The 20,422-nt window shown below is 59.7% G+C and carries 15 protein-coding genes; 5 read left to right on the top strand and 10 right to left on the bottom strand.

The features are described 5' to 3' along the window. Positions 1-239: 239 nt before the first annotated feature. The 7 genes from AC3WVQ_RS14510 to AC3WVQ_RS14480 all read right to left on the bottom strand — a co-directional run bounded on the left by AC3WVQ_RS14510 (position 240) and on the right by AC3WVQ_RS14480 (position 8,204). Complete coding sequence (locus tag AC3WVQ_RS14510; RefSeq protein WP_492382928.1) at positions 240-563, bottom strand: YybH family protein; 324 nt, start codon at positions 561-563, stop codon at positions 240-242. A gap of 55 nt (positions 564-618) precedes the next feature. Continuing rightward, positions 619-3,156 (bottom strand): DEAD/DEAH box helicase family protein, encoded by a 2,538-nt coding sequence (locus AC3WVQ_RS14505; RefSeq protein WP_492382811.1) that lies wholly within the window; start codon positions 3,154-3,156, stop codon positions 619-621. Next, positions 3,153-4,970, bottom strand: a complete 1,818-nt coding sequence (locus tag AC3WVQ_RS14500) for a site-specific DNA-methyltransferase (RefSeq protein WP_492382810.1) — start codon at positions 4,968-4,970, stop codon at positions 3,153-3,155. The genes AC3WVQ_RS14505 and AC3WVQ_RS14500 overlap by 4 nt, the downstream gene beginning before the upstream one ends. A gap of 384 nt (positions 4,971-5,354) precedes the next feature. After that, positions 5,355-5,849: a hypothetical protein gene (locus tag AC3WVQ_RS14495; protein ID WP_492382809.1), complete on the bottom strand. Its 495-nt coding sequence runs from the start codon at positions 5,847-5,849 to the stop codon at positions 5,355-5,357. A 163-nt stretch (positions 5,850-6,012) separates the two neighbouring features. Continuing rightward, positions 6,013-6,216, bottom strand: a complete 204-nt coding sequence (locus tag AC3WVQ_RS14490; protein WP_492382808.1) for a hypothetical protein — start codon at positions 6,214-6,216, stop codon at positions 6,013-6,015. 166 nt (positions 6,217-6,382) lie between these two features. Continuing rightward, positions 6,383-7,381 (bottom strand): ParA family protein, encoded by a 999-nt coding sequence (locus tag AC3WVQ_RS14485; protein WP_247960749.1) that lies wholly within the window; start codon positions 7,379-7,381, stop codon positions 6,383-6,385. A 445-nt stretch (positions 7,382-7,826) separates the two neighbouring features. Then, positions 7,827-8,204 (bottom strand): hypothetical protein, encoded by a 378-nt coding sequence (locus AC3WVQ_RS14480; RefSeq protein WP_247960750.1) that lies wholly within the window; start codon positions 8,202-8,204, stop codon positions 7,827-7,829. Between the two features lie 1,214 nt (positions 8,205-9,418). On the opposite strand from AC3WVQ_RS14480, the gene AC3WVQ_RS14475 reads away from it, so the two are divergent. Then, positions 9,419-11,080: an AMP-binding protein gene (locus AC3WVQ_RS14475; protein WP_090299920.1), complete on the top strand. Its 1,662-nt coding sequence runs from the start codon at positions 9,419-9,421 to the stop codon at positions 11,078-11,080. Positions 11,081-11,164: 84 nt separating this feature from the next. Here the strand turns inward: AC3WVQ_RS14475 and AC3WVQ_RS14470 are convergent, their stop codons facing one another. Both AC3WVQ_RS14470 and AC3WVQ_RS14465 read right to left on the bottom strand, forming a co-directional pair. Then, positions 11,165-12,439 carry a GNAT family N-acetyltransferase gene (locus AC3WVQ_RS14470; protein WP_034797746.1) on the bottom strand — a complete coding sequence of 425 codons (1,275 nt, stop codon included), beginning with the start codon at positions 12,437-12,439 and terminating at the stop codon, positions 11,165-11,167. Continuing rightward, positions 12,436-13,827 (bottom strand): lipopolysaccharide biosynthesis protein, encoded by a 1,392-nt coding sequence (locus AC3WVQ_RS14465; RefSeq protein ID WP_051659382.1) that lies wholly within the window; start codon positions 13,825-13,827, stop codon positions 12,436-12,438. The genes AC3WVQ_RS14470 and AC3WVQ_RS14465 overlap by 4 nt, the downstream gene beginning before the upstream one ends. 186 nt (positions 13,828-14,013) lie before the next feature. Here AC3WVQ_RS14465 and AC3WVQ_RS14460 point away from each other — a divergent pair, with 186 nt between their 5' ends. After that, the gene (locus AC3WVQ_RS14460; RefSeq protein ID WP_034797737.1) at positions 14,014-14,232 is read left to right on the top strand and encodes a hypothetical protein; all 219 of its coding nucleotides are present in this window, start codon (positions 14,014-14,016) and stop codon (positions 14,230-14,232) included. Between the two features lie 41 nt (positions 14,233-14,273). On the opposite strand, the gene secA is transcribed toward AC3WVQ_RS14460, so the two are convergent. Then, on the bottom strand, positions 14,274-16,982 hold the full coding sequence (gene secA, locus AC3WVQ_RS14455) for a preprotein translocase subunit SecA (protein WP_060518382.1): 2,709 nt from the start codon (positions 16,980-16,982) through the stop codon (positions 14,274-14,276). A gap of 243 nt (positions 16,983-17,225) precedes the next feature. On the opposite strand from secA, the gene AC3WVQ_RS14450 reads away from it, so the two are divergent. From AC3WVQ_RS14450 to AC3WVQ_RS14440, 3 genes are all read left to right on the top strand, one after another. Continuing rightward, the gene (locus AC3WVQ_RS14450; protein WP_034797733.1) at positions 17,226-18,092 is read left to right on the top strand and encodes a peptidylprolyl isomerase; all 867 of its coding nucleotides are present in this window, start codon (positions 17,226-17,228) and stop codon (positions 18,090-18,092) included. Between the two features lie 211 nt (positions 18,093-18,303). After that, positions 18,304-19,545, top strand: a complete 1,242-nt coding sequence (argJ, locus tag AC3WVQ_RS14445; RefSeq protein WP_110819221.1) for a bifunctional glutamate N-acetyltransferase/amino-acid acetyltransferase ArgJ — start codon at positions 18,304-18,306, stop codon at positions 19,543-19,545. A gap of 56 nt (positions 19,546-19,601) precedes the next feature. Continuing rightward, complete coding sequence (locus AC3WVQ_RS14440; RefSeq protein ID WP_060518378.1) at positions 19,602-20,420, top strand: GNAT family N-acetyltransferase; 819 nt, start codon at positions 19,602-19,604, stop codon at positions 20,418-20,420. Positions 20,421-20,422 lie beyond the last annotated feature (2 nt).

Below are 20,422 nucleotides of genomic sequence, written 5' to 3'. Positions count from 1 at the left end.
TGTCATCGTCGAACCCTATCAGCCCCGTTATTATTGGCGGCGCACCGAGCTGGACAAGAACGACACGCCGACTGACTTCGATTGGCTCGGCCTAGACGGCGTCGGCTACATAGGTCGCATCCGAAAGGAGACCGGTGGCCCGTCGGCTGGCCGGTGGCATTGGGCCGGGTCCGTCCCGCAAACCTTCCGGGGCACGCCGCCAACGCCGAACCAGGCAGACCGTGTCAAAAGTAGCTTGATTATTTTGGAAAGCGGCTGAGGTGCTCGTGGACGATCTTCCACTGCGTTTCTTTCTTTCGCAATACGGTGGAGCCGCGACCGTCGCCTTCGTAGGTTTTCCCATCAATGTCGGCCTTCCATCGGAAGCGGAATAAGCAGTTTGCGACGGTATCGCCCACCGCAATCCAGTCGACATCCTCCAGCCGGTACACCTCGTTATGAAGCTTGCGCCACGTCTGTTCAAACGCAGACTTGATTGCGTCGATGCCGCGATAGGTACCGTCGGCAAACCAGAAGACTGCCTCTGCTGATATAAGCGGGGCGACCTCATCGAAGCGCCGCAGATTGCAAATGCTGCTTCTGCCTGAAGCGGTGTACGAGCGGATGGGGATGGCTTCCCTACGCTAAAAACACCAGCTCTTTGATCTCGAACCGATCCTGCTCGACGATCTTATGAAGGCTCTCCGAATACCGTCCTCGGACCCACGTTCCATCAGAACGGAACGTCCAGAAGACGTTTCGATATTCTCGATGCTGAACGCGTGCTTTTTCGATGTTGTTGTCGGAATTCAATCGCCCCGTCTCGCCGTCATCCTTGATTTCGATAAGAGCGATGCCATCTGGCGTAGCGCGGCCACTCACTCCGACGACGAAATCTGGGAAAAAGCGATGCCCGGAAGGTAGCAGCAGTTGCGTGGCCCAACGGGTGTTTTCCGGATTTCGGAGCCACCATTTGACGGTACCCGTCTCGTCAGCGTCGAGGAAACGGGCGAAATCGCCTTCTTCCTTGTTCATTCGGTCAGGAAAGATGCCATAGGCCGCCTTCTGCGCCTTCGTCAGCCCGTCGGGGCCGTAGTAGGCGTCTGGAATAGGGTCGCCAGTCCCGATCCGCACATGGCGGGCCTGCGCTGTTTTGATCGCGTCCTTCAGAGCCTCAGGCTCCATCATCACGGCTAGATCAATTGCCCGCCGAAGTTCTCGCTCCTGCGGAATTTCGTGACCAAGATCATCCAGCACTCGTCTCAGTTCTCTAACCAGTGCAGGTTTTAAATGACGGGGGTCGATACTGTCATTGAACTTGAAGGCGAGTTGCGCCTGCTCGGCAATCCGCGCATTCGATAACCGCAGGCGAAGGTCAATCGTTTCCAGACCCTCTGCCGAGAACAGGCTTCGGAGGTCCATGTGGGCCTTGGTCAACTTACGTTGCAGCATGCCGATGATGTCAGTCCTGCGGCAGAAGTCTCTCGCGATGTCATCGACAAGATCGTTGAGACGCGAAGGATCGGGCGGCAATTCCCGCATCAAGGCTTTGGGCAAATCGATGTCCACGCGAAGAGCGTAGCGCCCAGTCTGCATCGTAGGCGCAGGTGACGCTGTCCCGCCGGGCTTTTCCACCTCCGGCAGATCGGCAAAAAGCGGCGTTTGCACCATGGCCTGCCAGATTTCTCCTTTAACGATGGCATCGTCCTGCTCACCTTCGGAAAGCTCCCGCACCTGCCCACGAACAATGCCGTGGTCGATCAGAAGGGTGAGGCGATCATTCCGTTCCGCCTGTGTTGTTGGCTTGGCTACGCTGTAGGCCGCTTGACTGTCGCCGTCCCGCGCTCCAGGCGGCGGCGTCACGCCTTCCATCTCATACATGTCTAGCCGGTCGGTCAGCAATTCGACGCTAGCTTTTACGGCCTTCAACTCATCGACAGCGGCCTCCAACCCGATCTGCATCCCCGGATCGGTCAAGAGCACATAGCCGTTATCGAGAATCGGATCCGTGTCGTGGAACGGACGAACCAGAGGATGCACGCGCATGATGCGCCCGACGATCTGAAGCCCAAACTCCTTGCCCCGGTTAGGGCGAACAGAAACCAGCGTCCAGGCGCGAGGCGCATCGAAACCGGTGGCCACCGCGACCTTGAAGATCAGCACATGCTTGTCGGGGTCATAAGCCAGTGTGTGAAAATCCGGGTCCGGCTCGCCGGATGTGTGCGTAGCAATCGCATCTTCGCCCACTCCGATCTCGATCAGCTTGTCGCGCACGCGCTTAACCGGGTCGTCGCCACCCTTTTCGTGATCCTCCACCTGTACCAGCATCAACGGCGACAGATTAATGCCGCGTTCTTCCAGACGTGCCTTCACCCGCAGATGCTGCGTCCAGGCAGCCTGCAACGTTGCCTGTTCATGATCGATCAGCTTCTCGTCACCAGCACGAAACCGGATGACGCCGAGTTTGAGGCCAACCTTGTTGAGGCCTGCAATAACTACGTCTTGACGCGGCACGGCATAGCGGCTCGCGACTTCAATCTTCGCCTTTTTCTCAAAGGAAATTAGCTTGTCGTCATTCGGCGTCGCGGTCGCGAGAATGGTGAAATCCGGGCGCAGATGTTCAAGATAGAAATCCCCAGCCACGGCGGCAGACGCGCCGAAGTTCAAATGCGCCTCATCGATCACCACGCCAATGAAATAGCCGCTTGCTCTCAGATTGGCGATCATGTCGTCCAGCGACAGCGCAGCTTCTGCACTGCGACGAACCTTTCGGGCATCCTTGTTGTTTGTAGCGACCGTCGCCCAGGTCTGCACAAAGACATCACCATCGCGGCTACCGATCGATGCCCGGTCCTTGGTCAGATCGCGCAGGCGCAGGCCCGAACATTGTTCGGCCAGCGCATCCCGCGTCTGGGCAACGAGGCCGGAATAGGGCGCAAACCAGAACCAGACGGTGGGCCGAGAAAGCGCTCCCTTTGTATCTTCCAGAATGCGGCCCAGCATCAGCGTCTTGCCAGAGCCGGTTGGGCTTTGCAGGAGGGTTACACCGCTTTTGAGCGCAATTTGCGTCCGGTTTTCCGGCGCCCGGTCATGCATGGCAGCCACGCGGGAAATCACGCCCTTGATGCCCTCAACGGCGCTGAGCTGGAACTGTGCGAGCGAATGCCTTGTGCTCATTGCTGAAACCCTTTGACCAAGGTGTCTCGCACCGAGCGAATGTCGAAGGCCCCGCTGTCCAGATGTTGAGCGATCTGGCCGGGTGCAAAGGCATAGACGAAGAGGTTCGTCAATTCGCGCCCTTTCAACCAATCGATCAGTGAGGCGTCTAAGCGATCAACCAGCACCAGCGTCACCTCCTCACCTTCGTGCATCTGGTGGGGCTGCGAGGCGTCATAGACCGTCAGCGGCAGGTTGTGCAGCGCCTCCAGTGCCGTCCAAGCATCGGCAGGGTTTAGATCGTAGTCCAGATCCTCGAACAGGATTTCTCGTGTGCGCAGATACGCAAAGCCAGCGGTAAGCTCGGCATGCTTTGGGTCTTCGCTGGCATTTAGCCGCCGAATGCGCTCCGCAGTCACATCGCGGCAGAGGTTCTTGTCGGGCTCATCCTCGGTCTTTTCGGTGGAGGACACCAGAATGAAACGCCGATCACCAGCATCTTCCGCATTCAGCTCCATCGCCGCCTGTGCCGTTGTCGCCGAACCGGCGAAGAAATCTAGTATCAAATCGCCGGGGCTGGTCGACTGGCGCACGAGTTCTCGGATCAGCGACACGGGCTTCGCGTAATTGAAGGCCTTTTCTCCGAAAAGCTCCTTTACTGTTTTCGCTCCTTCGTCGTTTGTCCCTGAGATTATGTTCATGTCATTCAAGCTTGCAGCCTTCGCTTCACTCCGCGGAGTGATCCAAGAAGAGAGCGGCTGAGTGGCATTCTTCAAATCAGACTTGTATCGTTTAAAAGCGGGCGTTCCAAACCCGACCGGTCTCCCGATCCAGAAGTCGATGTCAGGCAAATCTTTCCTCAACAGTGGCGAGCGCCCACTTGAGGGGACGTCCCCTGCCTCAATCGCCTGAAAAAGCTGGTCTCTGGTGTGCCATACCCGCACCTCTGGGTTCTCGGGAAACTTGATTTGGTTCCGCTCAATCCAATCCTCGATGAACCGTGTCTTTATTCTAGCAGAAGAGCCGGAAAGCTCCTTCGATGCATAACGCCAGACCGCATCGGGGTTGCAGGGGTACCAGATTTGCGTCTGCGGATCTTGAATAGGATAGTACCCTTTGCCTGCGCGTGGGTCGCGATAGCCGACGCTAACCGTCATGTCGCTGAGACGGTACCAATCTTTGCGCGCCTCATCCCAGTATCTGTACATCTCGAAAGTCTTCTCAGTTCCGCCAAAGCGAAACCCGTCTTTGGCGAAAACCAGCACATGTTCATGATTGTCTGTGAAAAAATGCTGCCCACCTTCGTTGCCGCCACTTCGAGTGCGCCAAACCAATGACCCCACCTTCATTCCGGGCAGGGCCTCATCCATGAGCATCTCCAACAGTGCCCTCTGGTCGTCGTTAATCGACACCAGCAGTACCCCGTCCTCGGTCAAAAGATCACGCGCGAGCGTCATGCGTCGATAAAGGAATTCCAGCCACGTGGATTGCCGAAATCGGTTATCTGCATCCATATAGCGGTCATTATAGACCCAATCCTTGTTGCCGGTATTGTAGGGCGGGTCGATATAGATGCACTTGACCTTGCCGGAATGGGTCATGCGCAGCCAGCGCAGCGCATCGAAATTATCACCCTCGATGACGAGATTGCGCCAGGGGGCACGCTTATCGGAAAGCTCAGCTACGATCTGGCAGGCGACGAAATTCTCGTCTACCGCCACATCCGCCTCTAGCTCGTCGCGCTCCCAGACAAGGCCGAGCTTCTTGGTGCGATCCCGCTTTTCGAGGAGTTCGATTAACTGTTCCTTGGAGAGGGCATCGTACTTGCCGGGCATGTCTGTCTTTCTGCATCTTGTGGTGTAGCCCTCCTTTAGCCGTTTCTTCTCCTTAACGGAAGGATGGCAAGGATACGCTGAGGCAATTGTGAAAAAGTGATTGACAGACGGGTGGCGGCCAATTCTCTGCCAAGCAGCCCTTGCAGTTTGTTTAAATTTGGAGGTCTCAATGGTACTTTTTTAACCCATCTGCGCGGGCTGTTTAACCGCTGAGACACTCGTCGCGCGCTTTGGTTTTGCAAAAGGAGATTTCGTCAGACGGTCCGCCCCTACAATTAGGCGCACGAGCGGACGCTTCGCCGACGTGTCTCACGGAACCGCAAGCAACCGATTTCAGGCTGTTACCTCACACCGCCATGGCGCAACATTTTTGAGTGCTGTCCGTCAAACCCAGCCGGAACCACGCCTTTCAGGCGGGCGACTGTTTCGGAAGCGATACAAATGGTTGTTGTCCGTTTGGCACCGTTTGAAATCACCTTCTCCAGTCACGTAGGTGATCAACTTGTCCCGGTTCAAGCATACGGGGCAGATAAAGTGGGTAGGTTGTCCGCTTGCCATTCCCCCCTTGAGGCTGAACACGATGTCCCCAGTTGCGGTCGCAAACATCTCGTATCTGGATTTCTCGCGTTCAAATTCGTCCTGCCGTTGCAGTTCCCGGCTTAGTGTCTTCAGTGCTTCACTAAGTTGCATGTTCATCACATTCGCTGTGGTCAACTCGGTTGCAAGCGCATTGAGAAGCTTGGTCGCTTCCCCGTCACCAGCCCCGTTGCCGGAGGAAAAGAGTTTCTTAATGAGGTCGGCAGTCGAAGCGGCCTGGCTGGTCATGCCTATAGCAGTAGTGACCAGCGCTATCGCGCTCTGAATTTGCGTCATGTCCATTGATGTTTCCTCAGGCAAGGCTGCAGAGCACATGAGATCATGAGTTCTTAATCAGAAGTCAACGGATGTGGAGTTCTCACGCACCTTTCCGGCGGATCGAGAAACGGGGGGATGGCAAGACACGGTCCAGCGCTTATTCACGTAGTCGGCGCGAGGCAGCGGGCTACTCACGCGATCTGTCAAAGTTCCAAAGAGCCAATCCGATCGCGCCCAGAACGCAGACGATGAGCCAATTTCCTACCTGACCAATCGCGGGACCAGGTGCGAACACCGACGGAATTGCGTCTGGATATTCAAAGGTTGCCCACTTCAGCACGGCTGCAGCGATAAACACGGCGCCGGCGACCTTCGAAACGATCTTCTTCACGCGCTCTCCACCTCTATTCGTGTCTGGACACTATCGGAAAAAAACATAATGAAAGGGCTGGACAGGTGAGCGTCCAGCCTTTCCGTAAGCCATTGATTTCGCCCATTTCAGGTGGCCCGCCTCTGGTAGCCATCCTCCCCCTGCAGGCGAGCTATTTGAGTGAGGCTCACCACGTTGCAACCTCTTGCAACGTTGCAACAATTTCTCGGAAGTGGTCGGCGGAATCTACCGCGCGAGCGATGTGTTCGCCCCTGAGGCCATCGCGATACGTGCAGTCGAACACCGGCTTTCTAGCCTTTAGAGAGTACGGGATGAGGCTATGCAGGTTCGGAATTTGCCCTAAGCGATAAACCTCGTCGTGCCACCGAACAACCTGTTGCAGCGGATCCAGTTTATCCACAATATTTCTACGGATTGCAGGCTCAAGACGCCCTCCGTAGATTCGCCAACCAGCGGTCATGTTGTTAACGGCGTTGGCGCGTTGATTGTGCATCTGCACCACGTATCCAAGATAGGACGGGCTGCCCGAAGGGATGGATAGGTCTTCGCCCTCCCATGCGTTATTGCATTGCTCCCATTCGCGCCGCCATGCGACTAGCTTGTTGCCTAGGTTTTCTGTCCCCTGGATCGAGAACAAGTCTGGAGCGACAGGCATAATGAAGTAGTCGCTTGACGCCAATACTGCCCGGTTAAGGGCGCCGAGGTTTGGGCCTAGGTCGATAAGAACCAGATCGGCGCCCACCCTGTCCGCAGCAAATTCTATGTATCTATGCATAGCGGACTGAGCTCGAAGTGCAGGCTCGGACCCGCCCCGCGCCGCGCTCCATGTGTCGCCCAACAGATCCTCAAAATTGCTCAACCTAAGATCGCCGGGGATCAAGAAGAGATCGTAGTCGGCGCTTACGCGGCTGGGCATCCGGCTTCGAATATCGCCAGTGGTCCGATAAACGGGCAGAATGTTCTGATAGATGCTGTTCCCGTCGTCGTGCCAAGATCGCCTGATTACGCCATCAGTGAGCGAATAAGAGGTGAGATTGCATTGGCTGTCGCAATCTACCATTAGGACAGTGAGGCCACCGCGAGCTAGCAGGTGAGCGACGTGATACATGTAGGTAGTTTTTCCGACGCCACCCTTGTTGTTGAATATGCTGATCTTCTTAGTCACAATGGAACCTTCCTCGCCCCTATAAATGTCGGGACTATTGCGCCATGCACGCAGGCGTTTCAATCGGAATTTTCACTTAACTTAAAGATTCAAGCAGTGCCTGCGGCGCACCGAACAATGCCGGCCAGGCGTTCGACGCGGTGATAGGAGAGGAAGCAGCAGTTTGCGTGAGACATTCGTCAAAAAAGTATAACGAAAATTTGCTAAATATGATGTCCCACTGAACGGGCATGTAGCTGTTAGGCTGTTACCTTGCGCCGCCATCGGGCGCCGCTACCGCCTTTAAGATATTGTTTTTGTTGTTTATTTTGCTGATTTTGCCCCGCGTTATCACCGAGGGCAGCAGCCGGGCCCACACGACGCGGCTGAAGGCCGCTTTCGGCCCAAACCGGTCATATGACGAGTTTCGGTTAACGTGTTCGACACCGCCGATATGCACGGATTATCAGTCATCCAATAGACCACTGAGGGCACCTTGCTGATAGGCGAAGCTGGCTTCGACGGCGCTCAAAAGGCGTCCAGTAACTGGCGTCTCGGGAGAGGATGATATGAGTACCTCTCCCTGCATGATCGAAGGACTTTTATATATCTCGAGTTTTGCGTCCGAGACCCAATAGAACTCATCTTCATCAATATAATTTTTTTTTCGAATTGCCTTAACGACGTACCGACTATTGTTATAGGCGGCCGAAAATGCGCGATCCACGACCTCCCAGGTATCCTCTGTGTAGTCAGTAGTGAACTGCCAGGTGAGGGTTCCATTCGACGTAAGCTGGATTAACTTCGTGATAGCTTGCGACCAATCTTTTGTTGTGTAGCTCATCGTGCCGCCTTCTCCTCTTTTATCCGCTCACTTACCTCGACGGAAAGCTCGTTTAGTATCCCTAGTACGGCCCAGTACCTCGGTTCGGCAGCCGTAAGAAGTCCTCCATTGCGACTATCGGCAGCCCACTTCACTAGCTTAGCTTGAGCCTTTACCGCCGCTCGGGCTAACTTTGCGATGTCCTCGTCTTTGACCCGCCGAAGTGACCTGGAAAGAGCGGGCACACTAGCAACAAACTTCTCTGACATCAGATCGCTCGCTGTCCCCGAAAATGTGGACATCTGGTCACACGTCTTGATTAGTAGAATTTGCAACTGTGGAAGTCGGGTTCTTGCGTAATGACGCCGCGTTAACTCGCCAATCCTGATCACAGCATAAGCAGATGTGACAATGCCAACGTAGCTGAGCAGTGTCCCAATTAGCGTCAGCCATTCTGCGGAGCCATAGGTGGCAATCTCGCCTACGGGATCTCCGAAGTGCCAATAAGTAAACAAGAAAATGAGCGGTGAGCAGACAACCGCGAGCCAGAAAATCAACATTCAACCACCCCCCGCGGTTGATATTCTATTTCAGCGCGATTGAGAAGGGTGTGTAGCTCCTCAGGAGGCATTCCAGACGCTAGCTTAATGGCAAACCAATTCGACGCTCTGCCTCTGTCAATCGAGAAGCGGCTTGCTCTGTTATCACAGACACGGCGGTCATTCCGTTCCAACTGCTGGTTACGATACGGTGGCGAGTCCTCTGTCAATGACTGCTAATGGCGGAATCCTGCCACATCTTTCACAGCGGCAGTGCCCAAAAATTTCCGTCGCTATCGAAGGATGTGGGAGGAAAGCATAGGAAAAGTCGGCATTTGCATTGCCAGGGCGCGCTCGAAGGCATCCAATGAAAGATGCAGCTGGCTACTTACCCATCCAATTGAAGGTTGAAAAGCAAATAGAGCCTGAGGCGGTTCGAGCTATACGGCGAGGATGTTTCCGCGAAAAGTGAGACAGGCGAGTGAGAAAGCATAACGAAAACGTGCCTAGCAAGCGTGTCCCACACCAGCTTAAGAAGCTGTTTTTGTTGAGTTGCGTCGCTCCGGCATGGGGCACCACCACGTACACTTTCTTCACATCCATCGTCCGACATGCCTGAACGCCGCCGCAGTCATTGAACTGTCGCTTGCGAAGGTGTTAGGTGCGCTGCAGCAAAAAAACTGTCATGGCAGCGTCATGTTACCGAGAATAGAGACCTACGACGAACTCTACCGCGCCTTCCGCTGGCCGATTCCGGAAAAGTTCAATATCGGCGTTGCCGTCTGCGACGCCTGGGCTGAGCGGGCGCCGGAGCGTGTCTGTCTCCAGCATTTCGATCCTGGCGGTGCGCATCAATCGCTGACCTATCGTCAATTCGCCCGGCAATCCTCGGCCTTTGCCAAGGGGCTGACGGGGGAGGGTATCATGCCCGGCGAACGGGTGGCGATCCTGTTGCCGCAGGGGTTCGAGACGGCGATTGCCCATGCAGCGATCTACAAGCACGGTGCCATCGCGCTGCCGCTGGCGCTGCTCTTCGGCGTCGAGGCGCTCGAATACCGGCTGCGCGACGCCGGCGTGGCGGCTGTCATCACCAACGGCTTTGGCTATGAACGCATCGCGGCGATCCGTGAGCGGCTGCCTGACTTGCGGCTGGTGGTGCTGGCGGATGATCAGCCGCGTCCGGGCACGATTGTCTTCTCTGACTTGGCGTCGGGTGATCCCTCTGGCTTTGTTGCGGCCGATACCGGCCCCGACGATCCGGCCTTGATGATCTACACGTCAGGCACGACGGGGCCGCCGAAGGGGGCACTGCACGGGCACCGGGTGCTGCTCGGGCATCTGCCGGGCTTCGAGTTTCACCATCACTTCCTGCCGCAGCCGGGTGACCGCATGTGGACGCCGGCCGACTGGGCCTGGGCGGGCGGGCTGCTCAACGCGCTGTTACCGTCGCTGCTGCACGGCGTACCCGTCGTGTCGTCGCCGGCGCAGAAGTTCGACCCGCATACTGCCTTTCGCATCCTGGAAGAAATGGACGTGCGCAACGCCTTCATTCCGCCGACGGCGCTCAGGCTGATGAAGGCGGTCGAGAATCCGCGCGAGCGCTATCGGCTTAATCTCCGAACCATCGGCTCGGCTGGCGAGTCCCTCGGCCGCGAGACCTATGAATGGGCAAAGGCGGCGCTCGGTCTCGAGGTCAGCGAGTTCTACGGCCAGACCGAGTGCAACATCGTCATCTCGTCAGCCGCCGATCTCGGCGTCGTCAAGCCGGGGTCGATGGGGAAGGCCGCACCCGGCCACCGGGTGGCGATCATCGACGGCGAAGGCCGCGAACTGCCGGCCGGCAGCGTCGGGCAGGTGGCGGTGAAGCGGCCGGACCCGGTGATGTTCCTCGGCTACTGGGGCAACGCGGCGGCGGCGGAGAAGAAGTTCATCGGCGACTGGATGACGACAGGCGATCAGGGCGTGATGGACGAGGAGGGCTATTTCACCTTCTTCGGGCGTGACGACGACGTCATCACCTCGTCGGGCTATCGCATCGGCCCGGGCGAGATCGAGGATTGCCTCGCCGGCCATCCGGACGTGCAATTGGCCGCCGCTGTCGGCAAGCCCGATCCGGTGCGCACCGAGATCGTCAAGGCCTATGTCGTGCTACGGCCGGGCGTTGTTGGCGACGCGCGTGTGGCAACCTCCATCCGCGAGTGGGTGAAGACCCGGCTCTCGATGCACGAGTATCCGCGCGAGATCGCCTTCGTCGACAGCCTGCCGCTGACGACCTCGGGCAAGGTGATCAGACGGTTCCTGCGCGAGCAGGCGGCGGCGGAAGCGCGCGGGGCGATTCAGGTTTCCGAAGCGTCGTAGTCCCTTGACCGCCGCGCGATTGATTTGAATTGGCTGGAGCGGGATGCGGGCGGAAAACGGCGCACGCTTTTTCCTCATCCCGCTCTAGCGTCCGGCAAGCGCCTTGATCTTGTCGCGCAGGATCCGCGCCATGTTGCGGGTGTTGCGATAGAGGTGGAGCTGGGCTGCCACCTGGCGCACTTCGCGGTCTCGGGTCTGCTGCAGGCCGATCACCATCGTGCCCATGTCTTCGCGCTCCTGCCAGAAACGGCTCATGATCGGGTGGTCCGGCACCGCGCAGGAATCGGAGCGGGCGATGTTGGCGTCGTCGAGATGCCATTCCGTCAGTTCGGCGAGAAGCAGTTTGCCCGGCGAGAACCTGGCATAGCGCTCGTCATAGGCGGTCTTCCAGGTATAGGCCTCGCCCGACATCAGGAAGACGACCATCGAGGCGATCGCCTTGCCGTCGAGATCGAGCGTGTGGATGCGCACGCTGTCGCCGTCGGCCAGATTGGTGATCGCCTCGCGGGCAAAGGCGGCCCGAAAGCGGTCGAGCACCATGGCGCTGCGCGCCTTGCCCTTCCAGCCGGATGCTTCCAGCGCCAGGAATTCCTCCATGCGCAGGCGGACGTCGGCGGGCTGACGGGCGACCGAATAGACGAGCTCGCCCTCTTTTTCGAGATTGTTCCACTGCCGCCGCAGCTCGCGGAAATGCGCCGGGCTAATGGCCTTGCGCAGATAGGTCGGGCCGTCGAGCAGGCTTTCGAGCATCGGCCGGCTGAAGGTGTCGGTCACCGTCAGAGGCAGGTTGCGGCCGATGGCGACGGCGCGGGTGAGGCGGGCGACCTTGCCGTTGAGCCGCATGTCGGGCAGCACCAGGATCGAGGGCAGCCCGGTTGCCGGCGCGGCAAAGGCTTCGAACAGGTTGTCGATGGTCTCGGCCGCATCCTCGGCGTCGAGCAGTGGCACGCCCAGTGGCCCGAACGGGTTCGACCAGGCGCGAATGATCGGCGCGCCGATCGAGAAGCCGGGCTTTTCGATCGAGAACGGCATCAGGAAACGCAGCCGGCTGCGGCGCTCGTCGTTGTCGCGCATGATCGCGAGCCGGATGACTCGCTCTTCCAGGCGTGGCATGGCCGGCGCCAGGAAGCGTCCGGTGAAGAAGACGTTCGGCTCCAGCGCCCGGTTCGACAGAAAGTCGAGTTCGCGCTGCAACTCGTAGCCGGCCCTTGCCGGATAGATGGCAAGATGCCGTCCGGGACGTCCGACCTCGATCAGATGCTCTGCGGTCGGTCCGCTTTCGCCGTCCTGCGCCAGACCGCCGAGAACCCGTGCGGCCCGGCTGTTTGCATCGCTCGGAAGATTGGTATTGCCGATCATGGATGGACAGCCCCGTTGTTTTCATTGCCGGCCCGCGCTCTTGCGAAGGCAAAGAGCGCAAAGCCGAAGGTACGCCGGACGGCGAGGTGCAGCAGCATCGCCTCGACGAACATAGCACCAGCGGTTGCAAAAGCAGCACCGTTCAGTCCGAAAAGAGGGATGAGGCTGAGGTTGAGTGCGATGTTGACCACCAGCGCGCCGGCGTAGAGGATCACGCACAGCGTCTGCTGGCCGGCCATCGTCAGCAGCGTTTCGGCCGGGCCGATGAAAGCCTTGGCGAGGATACCCGCGAAAAGCACCATCATCAGCGGCAGCCCGGTGACGAAGGCCGGGCCGAAGAGCGAAAGCAGGAACGGCCCTGCCAGTAGCACCAGCGCGCCGACCAGAAGCGACGGCCAGAAGGCCCAGCGGGCGCTTTCGACCGCGATGCCGGGGATCTGGCCGGGATCGCGGGCCATCGCGTTGGAGACGCGCGGGCCCGCGGCTGCCTTGACCGCGAACATGACGAAATGCACAAGCGCCATGGTCTTGGCGGCAGCGAAATAGATCGCGACGTCGTCCGGCTCCAGGTAGAGGCCGACGATCACCACATCGGAATTGGTCAGCAGGAAGCCGAAGCCATCGACCAGGAAGACGGGGATCGAGACCTTGAGCCAACGGCGAAGCTCGATGCGTCGCGGTCCCGGAACATAGCGCGAGCGAAGACGGTAGGTGAGCGCGAGAAACTGCGAGACACTGGTGACATAGGCCGCGGCCATGGCTGCCATCATGGCGGTTTGCGCGGTGTGGGGCGCGCCGGCGGTGACGGCGAGCACCATGAAAACGAGCACGAGCAGCGGCCGGATGATGAAGGTGGGGCTCATCGCGGCAATCGGCCAGCCATGGGCACGCGCCGTTCCGTCCATGACGTCGCCCAGCGAGATCATCGGCAGGGTGAAGAGGCCGAGATAGAGGGGCACAAGGTAATAGGCCTCGATGTGCCCGGAAAAGAACCAGAGGCCGGCAAGGCCGAGGACGGCGACCGTGGTGGCGGAGGAAAGCGCGAAGATGCGCACCGTCGTCGTCACGCCGCGGATTTCGTCCATGGCGGCCGACGCCTGGTATTCCGGCAGGAAGCGGATGACGACGGAGTGAAAGCCGACGCAGGAGAGGCTGCCGAACAGGATGACCAGCACCCAGACGAAGACGAAGATGCCGTATTCGAACTCGCCCATCAGCCGCGCGAGGATGATCTGCGACAGGAAGGCGATGGCGGCGCTGACGATGCGAACCGTGAAGGCGACGAGCGCCATGCGGCGCGCAGCGTTCGTGGCGTCGGAACTTGTCAGGATGGGGAGAAGCCGGGCGATAATTGCGGACAGGCGGTGTCTCAGTGCCGACGGCAGCATTCGTCCGGCCGTTTGACATACCGCCATGAACACGAGAACACCCTGAGATTACGCAATACAGGGGTTCAGTACTGCCAGAACAGCGTTAACAAAGGGTGCAGCGCGGTTGTAAGGAATGGGGGCAACCATGCCGATTGTGGACAGCGAGCGGCAGCGGATTATGCAGGCGAAATCGATTGGCCGCACATGGTCGGCGATCTCCAGAAGATCGGCATCGAGCGGCTGGAGGACCTGACGGTCGCCAACGCGGAAGACCTCGCACTCCGTATCAACGCCACGCTCGGCCGCCGCCATATCAACAGCACCGGCATTCGCGCGCTCGAAAACCTGATCGCCCAGGGCGTGCCATCGCTAGCAAACTGGCTCCAGGAAACGAAAATGCCGCCCGGGGGGCGGCATTTCTGAAGGGCAGGGGGCGCAGACAGTACCTGCATTCCGCGGCTGGCTTATGCCTCGTAGATGCCGTGGCAGTGTTTGTACTTCTTGCCCGAACCGCAGGGGCAGAGCTCGTTACGCGAGACCTTGCCCCAGGACAATGGGTTGGTTGCGTCTCGCTGCACTGGCGGGGCGGCCAGCAGCGTGCCGTCGCCGAAATCGTCCTCGCCGGTGAGCGGATCGATATGGTGGCCATGCATGACAGGCGGAGCCGGCTGCGGCGCTTCGGCTGCTTCGCGCACCAGCTCGACGCGCATGAGCTGTGCGGTCACGGCCTGGCGCAGGTTGCCGAGCAGGGCCTGGAACAGCTCGAAGGCTTCGGACTTGTATTCCTGCAGCGGATCGCGCTGGGCGTAGCCGCGGAAGCCGATGACCGAGCGCAGGTGATCGAGGTTGACGATGTGCTCGCGCCACAGATGGTCGAGTGTCTGCAGCACGACCGAGCGTTCGACATACTGCATGATCTCCGGACCGAAGCGTTCGGCACGGTCGGCGGCTTCCTTTTCGGCAGCGGTCATGACGCGCTCGAGAATATCGGCTTCGTCGATGCCTTCCTCGGCAGCCCATTCGGTGATCGGCAGGTCGAGATTGAGGTATTGCTGCACGTCGGCCTTGAGACCGGCGACGTCCCACTGCTCGGCATAGGCCTTCTCGGGAATGCGCTTGCTGACCATGTCTTCGACGACTTCGGTGCGCATGTCGGTCACGGTTTCGGTGACGCTTTCGGCATCCATCAGCTCGATGCGCTGCTCGAAGATCACCTTGCGCTGATCGTTGAGAACGTCGTCGTACTTCAGAAGGTTCTTGCGGATGTCGAAGTTGCGGGCTTCAACCTTCTTCTGGGCGCGTTCGAGAGCCTTGTTGATCCACGGATGGATGATCGACTCACCTTCCTTGAGGCCCAGCTTCTGCAGCATACCGTCCATGCGGTCGGAGCCGAAGATGCGCATCAGGTCGTCCTGGAGCGACAGGTAGAACTTCGATCGACCCGGGTCGCCCTGACGGCCGGAACGGCCGCGAAGCTGGTTGTCGATGCGGCGGCTTTCGTGGCGCTCGGTAGCGAGAACGTAAAGCCCGCCGGCGGCCAGCGCTTTTTCCTTCAGCTGCTGCACTTCGGCGCGGATCGCCTGTTCGCGCTGTTCGCGCTCGGGGCCGGGCTCGACTTCCGAGAGCTCCTGCTGGATGCGCATGTCGACGTTGCCGCCGAGCTGGATGTCGGTGCCGCGACCGGCCATGTTGGTGGCGATCGTGACGGCGCCGGGCACGCCGGCCTGGGCGACGATGAAGGCTTCCTGCTCGTGGTAGCGGGCGTTGAGAACCTGGAAGTTGGCAAAGCCGGACTTCTTTAGAAGGTCGGCCAACTGCTCGGACTTTTCGATCGACGTCGTGCCGACCAGCATCGGCTGGCCGCGCTCGTGTGCCGACTTGATCTCGTCGATGATGGCGTTCAGCTTTTCGCCCTGCGTACGGTAGACCTCGTCATCCTCGTCGATACGCTTGATCGGCAGATTGGTCGGAACTTCAACGACTTCCAGGCCGTAGATGTTGCCGAATTCTTCCGCTTCGGTGGAGGCCGTACCGGTCATGCCGCCGAGCTTGGAGTACATGCGGAAGTAGTTCTGGAAGGTGATCGATGCGAGCGTCTGGTTCTCTGGCTGGATCTGCACCTTTTCCTTGGCTTCGAGCGCCTGGTGCTGGCCTTCCGAATAACGGCGGCCCGGCATCATGCGGCCGGTGAATTCGTCGATGATGACGATCTCGCCGTTGCGAACGATGTAGTCCTTGTCGCGCTGGAACAGCTTGTGGGCCTTGAGCGCATTGTTGACGTGGTGGACGATCGCGACGTTTTCGATGTCGTAGAGCGATTCACCCTTGAGCAGGCCCGCCTCGCGCAGCAGGTTTTCGAGCTTCTCGGTGCCTTCTTCGGAGAAGTTGGCCGAGCGCTGCTTCTCGTCGATCTCGTAGTCCTCAGCCGAAAGCAGCGGAATGAATTCGTTGATTGTGTTGTAGAGATCCGAGCGGTCGTCGAGCGGGCCGGAGATGATCAGCGGCGTGCGCGCTTCGTCGACGAGGATCGAGTCCACTTCGTCGACGATGGCGAAGAAGTGGCCGCGCTGGACCATCTGTCCGCGCTCGTACTTCATGTTGTCGCGCAGATAGTCGAAGCCGAGCTCGTTGTTGGTGGCATAAGTGATGTCGCAGGCATAGGCGGCTTTGCGCTGCTCGTCGGTCAGGCCGTGGACGATGACGCCCGTGGTCATGCCGAGGAAGCTATAGATGCGGTCCATGGTGCCGGCGTCGCGCTGGGCGAGGTAGTCGTTGACGGTAACGACGTGCACGCCCTTGCTCGCAAGCGCGTTGAGGTAGACCGGAAGCGTCGCGACGAGGGTCTTGCCTTCACCGGTCTTCATTTCGGCGATGGCGCGTTCGTGCAGGATCATGCCGCCGATGAGCTGGACGTCGAACGGGCGCAGGCCGAGCACGCGGCGGGCGGCCTCGCGGGCGACCGCAAAGGCCGGAACCAGAAGGTCGTCGAGCGTCTTGCCTTCTTCCAGCTGCTTGCGGAATTCCACCGTCTTGCCGGCGAGCGCCTCATCCGACAAAGCCTTCATGTCGGCTTCAAGTGCGTTGATGGCGTCCACCCGTGCCTTGTAGCCACGCACGCGGCGATCGTTGGAGGAGCCAAACAACTTGCGGGCTAGGCCGCCGAGACTGACCATACGAATGGTCCTTTCATTTTTGTTGCCTTGGGTCTCATGGCCGCGCCGCGAAAACCGCGCAATGCCGTGAAACGCCCGGAAACTGTTCTGGACGCGAGGTTGCGTGACAGATAAGAGGGGGGTCGAATTATGTCAACGCAATTGCACTGCCGGACGGCTACAGAACCGCCACATTCTGGTGTTGTGCAGCCGCTACAAGCTGCAGGCAATTGCGCCGAAGGCCAATGTGAAAGGTTAGTGAGCATGACCAAGTTGAAAACCCTGGCCGCCGTGGCACTGGTTGCGGCGATGGCCGTACATGGTGGCGCGCGGGCGGAAGACGCCGATCCGGTGGTCGCCAAGGTTGGCGGCGAGGACGTGCGTCAGTCCGAACTCAATCTTGCTCTGGGTGGTCTCGACCCGCAGCTGCAGCAGATGCCGGAAGAACAGAAGCGCGCCGCAGCACTGTCGGCGATCATCGACGTTAAGCTTCTTTCCGCCACGGCCGAGAAGGAAGGCCTGCAGGACGACGCCACTTTCAAGCAGCGCGTCGCGTACCTCACCGAGCGCGAACTTCACAACGCCTACTTCAAGAAGCATGTCGTCGACGCCATCACCAAGGAAGAGGTGAAGGCACGCTACGACAAGGAAGTCGCGGCCATTCCGGTTCAGGATGAAGTGAAGGCCCGCCATATCCTGGTCAAGACGGAAGACGAAGCCAAGGAAATCATCAAGGAACTCGACGCTGGCAAGAGCTTCGTCGAGCTTGCCAAGGCGAAGTCCACCGATCCGAACAAGAACGACGGCGGCGACCTCGGTTACTTCACCAAGGGCCGCATGGTGCCGGAATTCGAAACGGCTGCCTTCGCTCTCGAGAAGGGCGCCTACACCAAGACCCCGGTCAAGACGCAGTTCGGCTTCCACGTAATCCTGGTCGAAGACAAGCGCCCGCAGGCCCCGCCGCCGCTCGAGCAGGTCGAGCAGCAGGTTCGTCAGCTTGTCATGCGTGACAAGTATGTCGAGCTGCTTGCCGCCGCCAAGAAGGATGCAGGCGTCGAAATTTCCGACCCGGCGCTGAAGCAGGCCTATGACGAGGCCAACAAGGCGCAGGAAGCGCAACAAGCCAAGTAATTCGATCGGCGGGCCCTGCCACTGGCGGGGCCTGTCGTCACCGCTTTTTGTCGATGCCCGGCGGTGAAAACCGTTCGGGCATTTGTCGCAAGATGGATCTGGAGCCGTTTCGGTTGTAGACCGCTCCGGATCCTTGTTCTTAGGCATTTCCTGAAGGCCGCCAGGCTCTTTTGGAAGTGCTTTGGCTCCAACACGTCACAGCAGGTTTCCCATGTCCGGCTCCGTTTCTCCGCTCGCTCCGAAAACCTTTGCCGAAATGCCCTCCGTGCGCGGCGTCCGCATGGCGACCGCAGCCGCCGGCATCAAGTACAAGAACCGCACCGACGTGCTGATGATGGTGTTCGACCGGCCGGCCGTCGTGGCCGGTGTCTTCACCCGTTCCAAGTGCTCTTCGGCCCCTGTCGATTTCTGCCGCAAGAACCTTGCCGGCGGTGTTGCGCGCGCTGTCGTCGTCAACTCCGGCAACGCCAATGCCTTCACCGGCAAGAAGGGCCGCGAGGCGACGGAACTGACGGCAAAGTCGGCGGCAAAGGCTGTCGGCTGCGCGGAGAGCGAAGTCTTCCTGGCGTCGACCGGCGTCATCGGCGAGCCTTTGGACGCGACCAAGTTTGCCGGCGTGCTCGACGATCTGGCTGTTGCCGGCAAGGAGGACTTCTGGTTCGAAGCCGCCAAGGCGATCATGACGACGGATACCTATCCGAAGGTAGCGACACGCAGCGCCGAAATCGACGGCGTCAAGGTGACGATCAACGGCATCTCCAAGGGCGCCGGCATGATCGCGCCCGACATGGCGACGATGCTCTCCTTCGTGGTCACAGATGCCGACATTGCGCCTTCGGCGCTGCAGGCCCTGCTTTCGGCCGGCGTCGGCCCGACCTTCAACTCGGTCACGGTCGACAGCGACACTTCGACGTCCGATACGCTGATGCTGTTCGCTACGGGCGCGGCATCGGCCGACGGCCAGCCGGCAATCTCCGATGCGACCGACCCGCGTCTTAATGCCTTCCGCGCCGCACTGAACGACCTTTTGCGCGATCTCGCGCTCCAGGTCGTGCGCGACGGCGAAGGCGCTCGCAAGATGGTCGAGGTGACTGTCGAAGGCGCCGAGAATGATGCGGCCGCCAAGCGCATCGCGCTTTCGATCGCCAATTCGCCGCTCGTCAAGACGGCGGTCGCCGGTGAAGACGCCAACTGGGGCCGCGTGGTCATGGCCGTCGGCAAGTCCGGAGAAATGGCCGAGCGCGACCGGCTGGCGATCTGGTTCGGCGACGTGCGCGTCGCCGTCGAGGGGGAGCGCGATCCCACCTATTCTGAAGCTGCGGCCACGGCCGTGATGAAGGAAGAGGACATCACGATCCGCGTCGAAATCGGCCTCGGTTCCGGTCGGGCCACTGTCTATACCTGCGACCTGACGAAGGAATATGTCGAGATCAACGGCGATTACCGGAGCTGAGGCGCCGGTTATGTGATGGTGAGCGGCCTAGCGCGCCAGGCCGTAGAGGTAGCAAGATGACATCGAATGATATTCGGCCCGTGGCGGGCAAGGCACAGGCCGAAGCTGGGGAAGTGGCAATGGTGGATCTTCCAAACGTGCGCCGTCTCGAGGCCGTGGGTTTCCGCGCCTGGCCGGCAGCGTCCGTGCAATATGATGGCAGCTGGCTGATCCGGCTCAATGCAGGCCATGATTCCAAGCGGCTGAATTCCGTCAATCCGCTTGATCCGTCCGACTATCGCGACATCCCGGTCCGTCTCGAAAAGGCTGCCCGGCGCTTTGCCGACTACGGCCGGCCGCTGACTGTGCGCCAGACGCCGCTGACGCCGCCGCAGCTTGTCGCCCATATGGATGCCGAGGGCTGGAATGCGTTCAGCCGCAGCCTGGTCATGAGCGTCGACCTGGTCGAGCGCGAGTTCGGTGACGGCATCGATCATCTGCCGATCAAGGATGTCGGCCGGTTCGTCGATGCGTGCATCGGGATTGCGAAGAGCGATCCGAAGCGCAAGGCGGCGCTGGCCGAAATCATCAACGCGATCAAGCCGGAGAGTGGCCTCTTCCTGTTCGAGGATGCCGAGATGGGGCCGACGGCCGTGGCGCTCGTCGTCCAGGACAACGATCTTGCCGGCATCATGCAGTTTGCCGTGGACGAGCGGGTCCGTGGCCGGGGCGTCGGCAAGGCGATGCTCGACGTCTGCCTGCGCTGGGCGCGTCTGCGCGGAGCCAAGAAGGCCTGGCTGCAGGTGGAAGCGGATAACAGCGCGGCTATGGCGCTTTATCGCGGCGCCGGTTTCTCCGAGGTTTACAGCTACATCTATCGAACGCCGGGAGCTTGAGG

It is taken from the genome of Ensifer sp. EB106-05-01-XG146 (assembly GCF_058791875.1).
The sequence above is the reverse complement of the archived record's forward strand: the minus strand, read 5'-3'. Positions and strand labels throughout refer to the sequence as shown.

Excerpts from the sequence above, each read along its gene's own strand:
- AC3WVQ_RS14505 (WP_492382811.1), bottom strand. The coding sequence starts at position 3,156 with ATGAGCACAAGGCATTCGCTCGCACAGTTCCAGCTCAGCGCCGTTGAG.
- AC3WVQ_RS14500 (WP_492382810.1), bottom strand. The coding sequence starts at position 4,970 with ATGCCCGGCAAGTACGATGCCCTCTCCAAGGAACAGTTAATCGAACTC.
- AC3WVQ_RS14495 (WP_492382809.1), bottom strand. The coding sequence starts at position 5,849 with ATGGACATGACGCAAATTCAGAGCGCGATAGCGCTGGTCACTACTGCT.
- AC3WVQ_RS14480 (WP_247960750.1), bottom strand. The coding sequence starts at position 8,204 with ATGAGCTACACAACAAAAGATTGGTCGCAAGCTATCACGAAGTTAATC.
- AC3WVQ_RS14475 (WP_090299920.1), top strand. The coding sequence starts at position 9,419 with ATGTTACCGAGAATAGAGACCTACGACGAACTCTACCGCGCCTTCCGC.
- AC3WVQ_RS14470 (WP_034797746.1), bottom strand. The coding sequence starts at position 12,439 with ATGATCGGCAATACCAATCTTCCGAGCGATGCAAACAGCCGGGCCGCA.
- AC3WVQ_RS14465 (WP_051659382.1), bottom strand. The coding sequence starts at position 13,827 with ATGCTGCCGTCGGCACTGAGACACCGCCTGTCCGCAATTATCGCCCGG.
- AC3WVQ_RS14460 (WP_034797737.1), top strand. The coding sequence starts at position 14,014 with ATGGTCGGCGATCTCCAGAAGATCGGCATCGAGCGGCTGGAGGACCTG.
- secA (WP_060518382.1), bottom strand. The coding sequence starts at position 16,982 with ATGGTCAGTCTCGGCGGCCTAGCCCGCAAGTTGTTTGGCTCCTCCAAC.
- AC3WVQ_RS14450 (WP_034797733.1), top strand. The coding sequence starts at position 17,226 with ATGACCAAGTTGAAAACCCTGGCCGCCGTGGCACTGGTTGCGGCGATG.
- argJ (WP_110819221.1), top strand. The coding sequence starts at position 18,304 with ATGTCCGGCTCCGTTTCTCCGCTCGCTCCGAAAACCTTTGCCGAAATG.
- AC3WVQ_RS14440 (WP_060518378.1), top strand. The coding sequence starts at position 19,602 with ATGACATCGAATGATATTCGGCCCGTGGCGGGCAAGGCACAGGCCGAA.